Below are 12857 nucleotides of genomic sequence, written 5' to 3'. Positions count from 1 at the left end.
GAGACGAGTTCCACGTCGTACTTCTTCGCCAGCGCGGCGAGGGTGGCCAGCGACTGGTCCCACTGGCGGCGCGTCATGATCCCCCCTTCGTCTCTCGCCGCCGGTAAGCGGATGTGGCCCTCTCCTGCCGTCCGGTCAGGTGTGCCGGGGTGCCGCGACGGCGGGTGTCACGACCAGCGGGCAGACGGCGTGCTGCAGCAGCGAGTGACTGACCGAGCCCAGCAGCAGCCCCGCGAGGTCCCCGCGGCCACGTGACCCCACGACCAGCAGATCGGCCTGTGCCGAGGCGTTCTTCAGCACATCCACCGGATGCCCCTGCTCCACCTGCTCGGTGACCGTGACATCCGGATAGCGCTCGCCCCAGCCGGCCAGCGCCTCGGCCAGCAGTCGCCGCTCACCCTCGGCCGTCTCCTCGGCGGACGCCGGGGCGAACGGCCTCCCACCGACGACGGGCTGGTTCCAGGCGTGCACCGCCCGCAGGTCGGCACCGCGCAGGGACGCCTCGGCGAAGGCGAACTCGATGGCCGACACGCCTGCCACGGAGCCATCGACTCCGACGACCACCTCACCGCCCGGCCGCGCGGGCGTCCTCCGTATGACGGCGACCGGGCAAGGGGCACGCCCGGTCACGCCCAGCGCGACCGACCCCAGCAGCATGCCGGAGAAACCATCCCGGCCGTGACTGCCGACCACCAGGAGGTCGGCGTCCCGCGCGGCCTTGATCAGGACGTCCCTGGGGTCGCCGGGCAGCAGCGACGACTCCACCTTGACCCGGCTGTCCTCCTCGCGGGCCCGGTTCAGCGCGTCCGTCAGCATGGACGTGGCCCCGTCGCGCATCCACCGGCCCACGTCGGCGTACGGAGCGTCCTCGGTCATCTCCAACGGCCAGGCCACCATGACGTGCACGACGCGCAACTCGGTGTCGCGTAGCCCGGCCTCCCGCACGGCCCAGCTCACGGCCTCAAGCGCGGCCTGTGAACCGTCGACTCCCACCAGGATCATGTTGTTCCCCCTTCGAACCTCCGGCCGCCCCCGCGGCAGAAGCCGATGCAGCTCTCCTACCCCCGTGGCCTCCGGTCACCCAGATGAGGCGCGCGGCCCCCGACCGGTGGACCTGGTTGATCTGACGACCGCGACGGGGCAGCGAGCATGGTGGAGAACCTCACGGCTGACCGATCCCAGCAGGACCGAGCCGACGGCGCCGAGGCCGCGAGAACCCACCACGAGCAGGTCCGCCCGCGTCGAGGCGGCCAGCAGTGCCGGCACCGGGCGCGCACGCGTCACCTCCGAGACGACCTCGACCGCGGGAAACCGCTCCCGCCAGCCGGCCAGCCGCTCCTCGGCCACCCGGCGCTGTGCGCACCGGATCTCTTCGCTGTCTCCGCCCGCCTCCGGCGAGAACGCATGAAGCGGCGTCTGCCAGGCGTAGACCACGCGCAACCCGCATCCGCGTAAAGCGGCCTGCTCGAAGGCGAACCCGAGAGCGGGTTCGCACTCGGCGGAACCGTCGACACCCACGACCACCTCGTCGTACGCCTCGGCACAGCCCTGCCTGACGACCACCACCGCGCCGCGTACGTGGCCCGCCATCCGGATGGGAACCGAGCCGAGCGGCGATCCGGCGAAACCGCCCAGGCCGCGGTTGCCGACCACCAGTTCGACCGCCGTTTCCGCCTGCCCGCACAGAACATCGGACGGCGTTCCCTCGATCAGCTCGGTGGTCACCCGGACATCCGGCCTCCGCTCCATCGCCGCCTTGGCCGCTTCGGTGAGCAGGTGCTCGCCGAAGCACGCCAGCCGGCCGGGCCGGTCCGGTGCGGGAAACCCGACAAGATCGTGCGGCCAGTGGTCCATGACGTGCACGATCCGCAGGGACACCCCCCGGCGGACGGCGTCGTCGACCGCCCACTCCAGGGCCGCAGTGGCGGCGGCCGAGCCATCCGTTCCGACAGCGATCGATTCGGTCATCACTTCCCCCGCAGCCCATCGGATCGCGGTACCGGCGCTTTCCCACAGGGGCGATCGTCCCTGGGCAGGGGGACCTTTGTCCCCTCCCGTGCACAATGCCCGACCTTCCGACGAAGGTCCCTGCGCCATAGGGCCTATCAGCCCTAAAACCGCCGTGAACAGTGCCGTACCGTGCAGACGGAAGGGGGTACCCATGACTCTCCCGGCAGTCAGGGCAAGCCACTTCGCCTCCGCTCCCATCACCGGCGTCGGCCTCGTCACCGATCTGGCACAACCACAACTTCACGGGAGAAGACGTGAACCCCTGGCTCCTCATCTATGACGGCTTCGACCCCGCCCAGGAGGGGCTGCGAGAGGCGCTGACGACGCTCGGCAACGGCTACTTCGCCACCCGGGGCGCCGCACCGGAGTCACACGCCGACGGGGTGCACTATCCCGGCACCTACGTCGCCGGCTGCTACGACCGGCTCGTCTCCCAGATCGCGGGACACCCGGTGGAGAACGAGGACCTCGTCAACGTGCCGAACTGGCTGTCCCTGACCTTTCGCGCCGAAGACGGCGACTGGTTCGCTCCCGGCAACGCCGAGATCCTGGCCCACCGCCACACGCTCGACATGCGCCAGGGAACTCTCACCCGATTCCTGCGGATACGCGACTCCCAAGGCCGGATCACCCGAGTGGAACAGCACCGCCTGGTCTCGATGGACGACCCACACCTGGCCGCCCTCACGATGACGATCGTTCCGGAGAACTGGAACGGATCACTGGAGATCCGCTCGGCACTGGACGGGCGCGTCACCAACGCCGGAGTCGCCCGCTACCGCGAGCTGGACGGCCGGCATCTCGTTCCGATCTGCGGGCACGCCGCCCACGGCGTGATCGAACTACTGACCCGCACCGCCACCTCCCGCGTGGAGATCGCACTCGCCGCCCGCACCACACTGGCCGGCGGGCGCTGCCACGCCGGCGTCGAGGAGGGCTGGGTCGGCGACGACCGCACCGTCGAGGTGAAAGCCGGCGACGAGGTCACCGTGGAGAAGATCGTGGCCCTCTACACCTCCCGCGACAGGGCGATCGCCGAGAGCGAGGCCGCCGCGAGAAGCGCCGTCGTACGCGCGGGCTGCTTCTCCACCCTCCTCAAACGGCACGCCCGGGCCTGGGACCGGTTGTGGCAACGGGCGCACATCACCGCCCAGGACACCGAGGTGCAGCAGATCCTCAACCTGTACGTCTTCCACCTGCTGCAGACGGCCTCCCCGCACATCGCGGAACTCGACACCGGCCTACCCGCCCGGGGCCTGCACGGCGAGGCCTACCGGGGCCACGTGTTCTGGGACGACCTGTTCGTCATCCCCTTCCTCGCCCCACGCCTGCCCGAAATCACCCGGGCACTGCTCAGGTACCGGTGGCGCCGCCTGCCCGAGGCACGCTGGGCCGCCCATGCCGCCGGATACGCCGGAGCGATGTTCCCCTGGCAGAGCGGAAGCGACGGCCGGGAGGAGACACCACGCCTGCACTTCAATCCCCGCTCCGGCCGCTGGCTCCCCGACCGCTCACACCTGCAGCGCCACGTCGGCCTGGCCGTCGCCTTCAACGTGTGGCAGCACTACCAGGCGACGAAGGACACCGCCTTCCTGGCCGGTTTCGGCGGCGAGTTGCTGCTGGAGGTGGCCCGCTTCTTCGCCTCACTCGCGACCTGCGAGAAGGGGCGCTACGCGATCCGCGGCGTGATGGGCCCGGACGAGTATCACGACGGCTACCCCGACCGGGCCGAACCCGGACTGGACAACAACGCCTACACCAACGTCATGACCGCCTGGCTGATGCGCCGGGTCCTGGACATGATCGGCCTGGTCGGCCCCGAGGGGGTCGGCCAACAGGAGATCGAACTGTTCACCGCCCTGACCCGGCGAATGCGGGTGGACTTCCACGAAGGGGTGATCAGCCAGTTCGAGGGATACGCGGGCCTGGAGGAGCTGGACTGGGCCGCCTACCGGAAGAAGTACGGAGACATCCGGCGGCTGGACCGCATCCTCGAAGCCGAAGGCGACACGCCGAACCGGTACAAGGCCTCCAAACAGGCCGACGTGCTCATGCTCTTCCATCTGCTCGGCGAGGAAGGGCTCGACGAGATCCTGACCGGCCTTGGCTACGAATGGGACGCCACAATGGCCAAGAACACCGTGGACTACTACCTGGCCCGCACCTGCCACGGCTCGACGCTGAGCGCCGTCGTCCACGCCGGAGTACTGGCCCGCCTGTGCCCCGGCGCCTCACACCCCTTCCTGACGGAGGCGCTGAACAACGACGTGCGAGACCTCCAGACGGGAACCACCTCCGAAGGAATCCACCTGGGAGCGATGGCCGGGGTGGCCTGCCTGTTCGAGGCGAAAACCTGATCACCGGCCCTCGCCGCCAGCTCGGCGCCGAAGACATCGGGACCGCTCACCGCACGACGGCAGGGACCCTCGTCCTTACCACCGGCACTCCGGGAAGGATAATCTCAGGACATGATTCGCGTGTTCCTGGTCGACGATCACGAAGTGGTACGGCGCGGCGTGGCCGCACTGCTGGAATCCGAAGGCGACATCGAGGTGATCGGCGAAGCGGGAACCGCCGAGTCGGCGGTGGCCCGCATTCCAGCACTACAACCGGACGTCGCGGTTCTGGACGTGCGCCTGCCCGACGGCAACGGGGTGGACGTGTGCCGTGAGGTCCGCTCCAAAATGCCGGGACTGGCCTGCCTGATGCTGACCTCCTTCGCCGACGACGAAGCCCTGTTCAACGCCGTGATGGCGGGCGCCTCCGGCTACGTGCTCAAACAGATCCACGGCTCAGACCTGGTCGGCGCGGTACGCACGGTGGCGGGCGGCGAATCGATGCTGGATCCGCAGACGACCTCCGCCATGCTGGCGCGACTACGCGACCAGGCCGTCAAGAAAGACCCCCTGGCCGCCCTGTCGGACCAGGAACGCCACATCCTGGAACTGATCGGCGAAGGCCTGACCAACCGGCAGATCGGCGAGCGGATGTACCTCGCCGAGAAAACAGTCAAGAACTACGTCTCCAACCTGCTGTCCAAACTGAACATGCAACGCCGCACCCAGGCCGCCGCCCTGGTGACACGACTGAAGACCAACCACCCCGAATGAGCGGACCTTCGGCTAGGTGAGGGACGCGCTCCAGATCAGGCGGGTCCCCGCCTCCGGAGAGGACTCAACCGAGAAGGACCCGCCGAGCCGTTCGGCCCGCTCCTTGAGATTACGCAACCCACTGCGCCTGCACCCCCCGGGCACCCCGGCCCCGTCGTCCACCACGGTGAGAACGAGCCGATCGCCTTCGATCTCAACGGTCACCTCGGCCCTGGAGGCCCTGGCATGCCGCACGATGTTGGACAGAGCCTCCCGCAGAGCGGCCAGCAGGTGCTCCGCGACCCGCTCCGGCACGCCACCGTCCAGCGGCCCCTCCATCATCAGGCCCGGCATGAAACCCAGATGGGCCCGCGCGCCCTCGACCAGTTCCACGATCTGCGCGCGCAGACCGCGACCGCCTTCCTGAAGAGGAGCCTGCAGGGCGAAGATCGTCGAGCGGATCTGCCGGATGGTCCTGTCCAACTCGTCGATCGCGTTACGCAACCGCTCAGAGGCCTCAGACCGCTCCACGAACCGCGCGGTGCCCATCAGCGTCATGGCGACGGCGAACAACCGCTGAATCACCACATCATGCAGATCCTTGGCGATCCGGTCACGATCCTCCAGCAGGCTCAGCCGCTCGGCGTCCACCCGCCTCTCCGCCAGCTCCAGGGCAACCGCGGCCTGCCCGGCGAAGGAGTGCAGGGTGCGCAACTCCGCCTGGCTGAACGGGACACACCCCGGATGCTTACCCAGCAGCAGCACACCCCGCACCCCTCCCGCCGCGCCGATCGGCACCGCGGCCACCGTACCCGGCAGGACACGGCCGGTGATCACGGTCAGAATCTCCGCCTCGGCCGAATCGGTGACCATGAGCGGCTCACCGCTGGTGAAGGCCAGACCGGCAAGAGAGTCGGCGACAGACGTCTCCGCATGAACCGCCTGCTCACCACCCGGCCCGTCGGCGACAACCGCTCGCAGGACCTGCCCGCCCTTCTCGGGCAACAGGACCGCGACGAGATCGGCACCGGCCATCTGCCGCGCTCGCCGCGCGATCAACGTGAGCACCTCTCCCGGCTCCGCCCCCGACAGCAGACTGGTGGTGACCTCCGCCGAGGCCTGCAGCCACATCTCCCGCCGCCGGCTCTCCGCATACAGCCGGGCGTTCTCGATCGCGACACCGGCGGCGGTGGCCAGCGCGGTCACGATCGCCTCGTCCTCGTCGTCGAACTCCCCTCCCCCACGCTTCTCCGTGAGGTAAAGATTTCCGAAAACCTCCTCACGCACCCGGATCGGCACCCCCAGAAACGACCCCATCGGCGGATGGCCGGGCGGAAAGCCGTACGACTCCGGATGATCACAGATGCGAGCCAGCCTCAGCGACTGCGGTTGCTTGATCAGCAGACCGATCAGGCCAAGGCCGTGCGGCCAGTGCTCGATGCCCGCGATCTCCTCCTCGCTCAACCCCACCGGGACGAACTGAACGAGTGTGTTCTCCTCGCCGATCAGCCCCAGAGCGCCGTAGGTGGCGTCGACAAGGGAGATCGCGGTCTCCACGATGCGGCGCAGCACGGTCTCCAGATCAAGCTCGCCGCCCACCGAGACGACCGCGTCCAGCAGCGCGTGCACCCGGTCACGGGTGGCGAGCACCGCCTCCAGACGCACCCTCAGCTCCGACAGCAGCTCGTCCAGCCGCATGTGCGGTACCAACGCGCCGGGTTCGAACTCCCCCATACTGCGAAGTCTCGCACCCCGGCACGGGACGTGCGCTCCCCCACCGGGGCACCCCGCTTCAAGATTGAAAAGCGCCGGACCAGCGGAGACACGGTTCCAAGGCGGGTACATAGCCTCCATACGGGCACGGCCCGGCTTCCGTCCCAAGGTGGTGCTCATGGCAGAACCCGTCATCGTCGGCGTCGACGGCTCGGACTCCTCACTCCAAGCCGTGACCTGGGCCGCACGAGAGGCCATCCTGAGGAACGCGCCCCTGCACCTGGTACACGTCACCCTCCGCTGGGCCTACGACGTCCCCCTCGTCCCGCAGCCCGCCCACTGGGGACCCGCGGCGGAGTCCGCCTCCCGGAGGCTGCTGCGCCATGCCTCCGAGCGGGCCCTCGCCGCCGCCCCCACCGTGACGGTCAGCACCGAGATCGCCGATGGTGCCACCGCGGAGGCGATCATCGCCGCGGCCGAGACCGCACAGATGATCGTTGTCGGCAGCCGAGGCCGCGGCGGATTCGCCGGGCTGCTGCTGGGCTCGGTCAGCCGCGCCCTCGCCGATCGATCCCCCTGCCCGGTGGTGGTCGTGGGCCAACCCCGCACCGAGCACGGCACCGAGATCGCCGTCGGCGTCACCGGACGCCCCGGCCAGGAACACATCCTGGAGTTCGCCTTCCACGAGGCCATGTTGCGCGGCCTCCCCCTGCGGATGGTGCACGCCTGGATCCATCCGGCCGTCAGGGCACCCGGCGACATGCAACCGCTCGTCTTCGACCTCGAAGGTGTCGGCCAGGAAGAGGCGCGCCTGCTGGCCGAGTCCATCGGTGGCTGGCGGGAGAGGTTCCCCGACGTGCCCATCGTCGAGCAGGTGGTACACGAACACCCGGCCAGAGCACTCATCGACGCCTCGGCCTCCGCCGAACTGGTCGTCGTGGGCGCCCCCGGCTCCGCGTGGCTCCTCGGATCGACGGTGCACGCCCTTCTCCCCCACGCCCACGCGCCCGTGGCCGTCATCCAGCACGCGCGCCGGGTCTGAGCTCTCGCTCCGCACTGCCGTGCCGGTCGATGGTTTGTCGGGTTTTTGGGTATTTAACCTCGATCAGCGCCTTTACAATGTAGATCGCTAAATATGGTCGCGCGGAACGGCCACCTGGAACGTCAGACCTGCCGCCCCGGCCAGGAGAGCAGGGCCGTCTCCCCTGGCCGGGGGGCGTTCAGTCGGCGCTCGCCGGCCGGTAGGTGAGGACGACGACTCCCGAATCGAACGTCACGGTGTCCGTGAGCTCCAGGGTCGCCTCGGTGCCCTCACGGAACAGCCGCTCCCCCTGGCCGCGGACGACCGGGTAGAGCCAGATCCGGTACTCGTCGAGGAGGCCGTGCTCCATGAGCGTGTCGGTGAGCCGGCCACAGCCCCAGATCAGGATGTTCCCGTCGAGCTGCTCCCTCAGCTTGGCCACCTCGGTGACGAGGTCGTCTCCGTGGATGATCGTCGAGTTGTTCCACTCGGCCTTCTCCAGAGTCGAGGAGACCACGTACTTGGGAATGTCGTTCACCCGGTCGGCGTAGGGGTTGCCGCTCATCGACGGCCAGGCCTGCGCCATACCGTCGTAGGTGACCCGTCCCAGCAGCAGGGCGTCGGCGGCGAAGAGCAGGCCGAGGGCGTACTCGCCGCTCTCCGCGTTCGAGTACTGCATGGACCACAGATGGGGGTTGTCGATGAAACCGTCGAGCGTCGCGTAGGTCGAAGTGATGACCTTACCCATTGGTGTCTCCGTGATTCCGGCGTTCGGCGAACGCGCTGTTGGGTGAAACGCCCCGCGATCTTCCGCGGCGCGCGGGATTTCCTACGGTCGTGTCCTGCCTGGTTCAGACGGTGTAGGGACGTCTGGCGCGGGCCTCGCGTAGTGCGTGGGCCCACCAGGTCAGCTGGTCCAGAGTGGTCTTGACCGCGGTGTCGCACGGCGCGCCGACTCTGGGCCAGCTGCCGTCGGCGGCGAATTGCTCCCAGTAGCGGGGCAGCGCGACACCGTCGCGGATGGCCACCGCGTGCAGCTCGGTGAACACCTCACGCAGCTGCGCGGCGGCCAGCAGGCCGCCGGAGTCGTTGCCGTAGGAGACGAACGCGACGGGCTTGGCCCGCCACTCCGGGTAGAACCAGTCGATGGCGCTCTTGAGCGGAGCGGGAAAGCTCCGGTTGTACTCGGGAGTCACCACCACGAACGCGTCGGCATCGGCCAGGCGCGGTGCCAGCGCCGCCACCGGGGCGGGCGGCGCCTCGTCCTCGTCCGTGAGCGTGCCGGGCAGGGCGACCTCGGCCAGATCGATCAGATCGATCTCCAGATCGGCCCGCCTGCGCGCCCGCGCCACGAACCAGGCCGCCACCGTGGGGCCGAACCGGCCGCGACGGGTGCTGCCGACGATGACCGCCACCCTCAACCGGTCGCTCTCGTGCGTCTCCGCCATCTCCGGCCTCCTTCGCCTCCGTGTCCGGCTCGATGTGTCCACTCTGCCTGGAGGGACTTACGGTCTTCTTCTCGCGGACTTACCATCGGCTGTTGCGATCGGCACGAACCCGGCAAGCCGTTCCTCTATGTCGGGTTATCGTGTCGATCATGCGTTTTGGGATACTGGGGCCACTGGCCGTGTGGACGACGGACGGACGATCCGTCACGATCCCCGGGGTGAAGGTCCGCACCCTGCTGGCCGACCTGCTCCTGCACGAGGGACGCCCGGTGCCCGCCGACCGGCTGATCGACGACCTGTGGGGCGAGGACCCGCCGGCCAATCCCGCAGGCGCTCTGCAGGCCAAGGTCTCGCAGCTACGGCGCGCGCTGGAGGACGCCGAACCCGGTGGCCGGGAGCTGGTCGCACACCACCCGGCTGGATATCTGCTGAAGGCCGACACCGACGCCGACGGCTTCCGGTCGCTGGTCGCCGAGGCGGGAAGGACCGGCGACCCGCGGACCAGAGCGGCGCTGCTCACCGACGCGCTCGCCCTGTGGCGCGGCCCCGCCCTGGCCGACTTCGCCGACGAACCCTTCACCGGCCCCACCGTCGCGCGCCTGCACGAGGAGTTGCTCACCGCCCGCGAAGACCACGCGGAGACCCGCCTCACCCTCGGTGAGCATGCCCCGCTCGCCGCCGAACTGGGCGATCTGCTCACCCGGCATCCCCTGCGAGAACGGCTGCGCGCCGCCCACATGCGCGCCCTCTACCGCTCCGGACTGCAGACAGAGGCGCTCCGCAGCTACGAGGAACTCCGCGACCACCTCGCCGACGAACTCGGCCTCACCCCCGGCGCCGACCTCGGCGCCCTGCATCGGGCCATCCTCACCCAGGACCCCGCCCTCGACCCGCCGGCACCACCCACCAGCGCCGCCGGACCCGCCACCAACCTGCCCACCCCTCTCACCCCCCTGATCGGCAGAGACCACGCGGCCACCGAGCTCCGCGCCCTGCTGGGCGCCAACCGCCTGGTCACCCTCACCGGTCCCGGCGGAGTGGGCAAGACCCGCCTCGCCGTCAAAGTCGCCGGACGCCTGACCGGCCCCTCCCCCGAGTCGCCCGCCGCCCCCTTTCCCGACGGGGTGTGGCTGGTCGAGCTCGCCTCGCTCGACCGGTCCGGGGCGTCGGACGCGGTGTCCCGGCTCGCTGAAACGATCATGACGGTGCTGGACATCCGAACCCCCCTCGCCCCATCGGAGCCGACGTCACCTTTGGACCGGCTCACCGGCGCCCTGCGCTCCCGGCGGCTGCTCCTCGTGCTCGACAACTGCGAACACCTCGTCGAACCGGTCGCCGAACTCGTCCGGCACCTGCTCGAGGCCATCCCCGCGCTGCGCATCCTCGCCACCAGCCAGGAACCGCTCGCACTGACCGGCGAGGTGATCTGGAACGTCCCGCCCCTGGACACGCCCCGCCTCACCGAGACCGACCTGCCGACCCTGCGAAAAACCGGTTCCGTACAGCTGTTCGTCGCCCGGGCGTCCGCCGCCGGCAGAGATTTCACCCTGGACGCCGACACCGCCCCGGCGGTCGCGACGCTCTGCCGCCGCCTGGACGGCATCCCGCTGGCCCTGGAACTGGCCGCCACCAGGGTCCGCGCCCTGGGAGTCCACAACCTCGTCGACCGCCTCGACGACCGCTTCCGCCTCCTGGCAGGCGGGCACCGCGGCGCCCCACCCCGCCAGCAGACCCTGCACGCCATGATCGACTGGAGCTGGGAGCTCCTTACCCATCCGGAACGTCTCACCCTCCAGCGCCTGGCCGTTCACACCGGCGACTGCACCCTGCACGCCGCGGAGAACGTCTGCGCCGCCGAGGACCTCGCCTCCGCCGACATCCCCGACCTCCTGGCACGCCTGGTAGACCGCTCCCTGGTCACCGTCGTCCACACCGCCGACGGCCCCCGCTACCGTCTCCTGGAATCGGTCACCGCCTACTGTGCCGAACATCTACGCCGGACAGGCGAGCTCGAACGCCTGCGACAACGCCACCGGCACCACTACACCGACCTCGCCGAACAGGCCGCGCCGCACCTGTACGGACACCGGCAGCAACGCTGGCTGCACCGCCTGGACGCGGAGACCGCCAACATCCGCACCGCGCTCGACACCGCCCTCGGCGCGAAGGACGCGGCCGGCGCGCTACGCCTGGTCAACGCGATGGCCTGGTACTGGTTACTGCGTGGACGACTGACCGAAGCCCGGCGATCCCTGGCCTCCGCACTGGCCCTCGCCAACGAGGCGTCCATCTCCCGGACCTCCGCGCTCCGCGCCGGTGCGCTGGCCTGGGAGACCGGGATCGGTTTCCTCCACGGTGACGTCGCGGACCGAGAGGATCGCCGCCGCGAGGCCCTGTCGATGTACGAGGACGCAGGCGATCCCGCCGGGCGTGCCAGGGCCGAGTGGTTTCTGGCCCACACCGGCATCGACCTGGGCGACCTGTCGGTCGCGGAGGACCTGCTGGACCAGGCGCTGCCGGCCTTCCAGGCGGCCGGTGACCGGTGGGGGACGGCCGCGGCCCTCGCCACCCGGGCCAAGCTCGCGCACGTACGAGGCGATCTGGCCGCGCTCGGACGCGACGGCGAACGGAGCGCTGAGCTGTTCGGCGAGCTCGGCGACCGCTGGGGCAGACTGGAGGCCACCGGCTGGCTCGGCGCTCTGGCCGAGATGACCGGTGATCTCCAGCGGGCCGACCGGCTGCACCGGGACGGCCTGCGCATGGCGGAAGAACTCGGACTCTGGCCCGAGGTCGCCGGGCGGCTGGCCTGGCTCGGCTGGACCGCCCTGCAACGCGGCGACTACGCCCAGGCCAGGGAGACCTGTGAGCGGGCACTACGGCTGGCGACCGAGCAGGGCCACCGGACCGCGCAGATCTTCGCCACGATGGGGCTCGCCTTCGCGGCCCGTAGGGAGGATCTTCTCGATCTCGCCGAGACCCACCTGCGCGACCTGCTGAACGGTGCCCCCGAGCAGAGCGCGGAGGAGACTCCGCCCCCGTACCTCCCCATAATCATGAGCGAGCTGGGATTCGTCGCCGAGCAGCGTGGCGACGCCGCCGCGGCCCTCGCCTCGCATCTGGGGTCCATCGACCTCGCGGCCAGATTCGAAAGCTCCCGTGAGATGCCAGGCGCCCTGGAGGGCCTGGCCGGGGCACTGACCCTCGCCGGAGACCACGACGGCGCCGCCCTGCTCCTGGGTGCGGGGGCCGCGGCCCGCGCGTCGGACTCCCCACCGCCTCCCACGGAACGCGGCGACATCGACCGGATCACCACGCGGGTGCGTGAAGCGCTGGGCGCGGACCGCTTCACCGCCGGGTTCGAACGCGGCGGCACTCTCACCTCTCCGGAGATACGGTCCCTGCTGGCCCCACCACCGGCCACGCCCGAGACGACCGCGGCACGACCGCACCCGGAGTGAGCCCCGGCCTCGGACCGGGACGGTTTTCCGGAACATGGTCCTCGCGAAACGGACGAGCGGCTCGAAATAGCCGCCCGTAACCGGCGTGGACAGGGGAGGTCGGGTGGGAACCCGGTAT

Annotated in this window: 9 protein-coding genes; 4 read left to right on the top strand and 5 right to left on the bottom strand. The window is 70.0% G+C overall.

The genetic code is table 11. The annotated features are described in order from the left end of the window. Window positions 1-135 precede the first annotated feature (135 nt). Together ABZ260_RS33670 and ABZ260_RS33665 are read right to left on the bottom strand one after the other, a co-directional pair. Window positions 136-1002 carry a universal stress protein gene (locus ABZ260_RS33670; RefSeq protein ID WP_355625824.1) on the bottom strand — a complete coding sequence of 289 codons (867 nt, stop codon included), beginning with the start codon at window positions 1000-1002 and terminating at the stop codon, window positions 136-138. A gap of 75 nt (window positions 1003-1077) precedes the next feature. Next, window positions 1078-1968 carry a universal stress protein gene (locus ABZ260_RS33665; RefSeq protein ID WP_355625822.1) on the bottom strand — a complete coding sequence of 297 codons (891 nt, stop codon included), beginning with the start codon at window positions 1966-1968 and terminating at the stop codon, window positions 1078-1080. A gap of 296 nt (window positions 1969-2264) precedes the next feature. Here ABZ260_RS33665 and ABZ260_RS33660 point away from each other — a divergent pair, with 296 nt between their 5' ends. Both ABZ260_RS33660 and ABZ260_RS33655 read left to right on the top strand, forming a co-directional pair. Continuing rightward, complete coding sequence (locus ABZ260_RS33660) at window positions 2265-4367, top strand: glycoside hydrolase family 65 protein (protein WP_355625820.1); 2103 nt, start codon at window positions 2265-2267, stop codon at window positions 4365-4367. A gap of 111 nt (window positions 4368-4478) precedes the next feature. Beyond that, entirely contained in the window at window positions 4479-5120 is a 642-nt protein-coding gene (locus tag ABZ260_RS33655) for a response regulator transcription factor (RefSeq protein WP_355559500.1), read from the top strand. A gap of 12 nt (window positions 5121-5132) precedes the next feature. On the opposite strand, the gene ABZ260_RS33650 is transcribed toward ABZ260_RS33655, so the two are convergent. Beyond that, window positions 5133-6833 carry a GAF domain-containing sensor histidine kinase gene (locus ABZ260_RS33650; protein WP_355625818.1) on the bottom strand — a complete coding sequence of 567 codons (1701 nt, stop codon included), beginning with the start codon at window positions 6831-6833 and terminating at the stop codon, window positions 5133-5135. 157 nt (window positions 6834-6990) lie between these two features. On the opposite strand from ABZ260_RS33650, the gene ABZ260_RS33645 reads away from it, so the two are divergent. Continuing rightward, window positions 6991-7854, top strand: coding sequence for a universal stress protein (locus tag ABZ260_RS33645; protein WP_355625816.1), 864 nt, complete (start codon window positions 6991-6993; stop codon window positions 7852-7854). A 178-nt stretch (window positions 7855-8032) separates the two neighbouring features. Here the strand turns inward: ABZ260_RS33645 and ABZ260_RS33640 are convergent, their stop codons facing one another. Together ABZ260_RS33640 and ABZ260_RS33635 are read right to left on the bottom strand one after the other, a co-directional pair. After that, a complete protein-coding gene (locus ABZ260_RS33640) occupies window positions 8033-8581 on the bottom strand; it encodes a dihydrofolate reductase family protein (protein ID WP_355625814.1) in 549 nt (182 codons plus the stop codon). A 103-nt stretch (window positions 8582-8684) separates the two neighbouring features. Continuing rightward, window positions 8685-9281 carry an NAD(P)H-dependent oxidoreductase gene (locus tag ABZ260_RS33635; RefSeq protein WP_355625812.1) on the bottom strand — a complete coding sequence of 199 codons (597 nt, stop codon included), beginning with the start codon at window positions 9279-9281 and terminating at the stop codon, window positions 8685-8687. A gap of 149 nt (window positions 9282-9430) precedes the next feature. Between ABZ260_RS33635 and ABZ260_RS33630 the strand changes: the two genes are divergently transcribed. Beyond that, a complete protein-coding gene (locus ABZ260_RS33630; RefSeq protein ID WP_355625810.1) occupies window positions 9431-12739 on the top strand; it encodes a BTAD domain-containing putative transcriptional regulator in 3309 nt (1102 codons plus the stop codon). The last annotated feature ends 118 nt before the right edge of the window (window positions 12740-12857 follow it).

This window comes from Streptosporangium sp. NPDC006013, assembly GCF_040614275.1.
Taxonomy (GTDB): Bacteria; Actinomycetota; Actinomycetes; order Streptosporangiales; family Streptosporangiaceae; genus Streptosporangium.
Note: the sequence above shows the minus strand (reverse complement) of the source record. Positions and strands in the feature narration are given on the sequence as shown.

Excerpts from the sequence above, each read along its gene's own strand:
- ABZ260_RS33670 (WP_355625824.1), bottom strand. The coding sequence starts at position 1,002 with ATGATCCTGGTGGGAGTCGACGGTTCACAGGCCGCGCTTGAGGCCGTG.
- ABZ260_RS33665 (WP_355625822.1), bottom strand. The coding sequence starts at position 1,968 with ATGACCGAATCGATCGCTGTCGGAACGGATGGCTCGGCCGCCGCCACT.
- ABZ260_RS33655 (WP_355559500.1), top strand. The coding sequence starts at position 4,479 with ATGATTCGCGTGTTCCTGGTCGACGATCACGAAGTGGTACGGCGCGGC.
- ABZ260_RS33650 (WP_355625818.1), bottom strand. The coding sequence starts at position 6,833 with ATGGGGGAGTTCGAACCCGGCGCGTTGGTACCGCACATGCGGCTGGAC.
- ABZ260_RS33645 (WP_355625816.1), top strand. The coding sequence starts at position 6,991 with ATGGCAGAACCCGTCATCGTCGGCGTCGACGGCTCGGACTCCTCACTC.
- ABZ260_RS33640 (WP_355625814.1), bottom strand. The coding sequence starts at position 8,581 with ATGGGTAAGGTCATCACTTCGACCTACGCGACGCTCGACGGTTTCATC.
- ABZ260_RS33635 (WP_355625812.1), bottom strand. The coding sequence starts at position 9,281 with ATGGCGGAGACGCACGAGAGCGACCGGTTGAGGGTGGCGGTCATCGTC.
- ABZ260_RS33630 (WP_355625810.1), top strand. The coding sequence starts at position 9,431 with ATGCGTTTTGGGATACTGGGGCCACTGGCCGTGTGGACGACGGACGGA.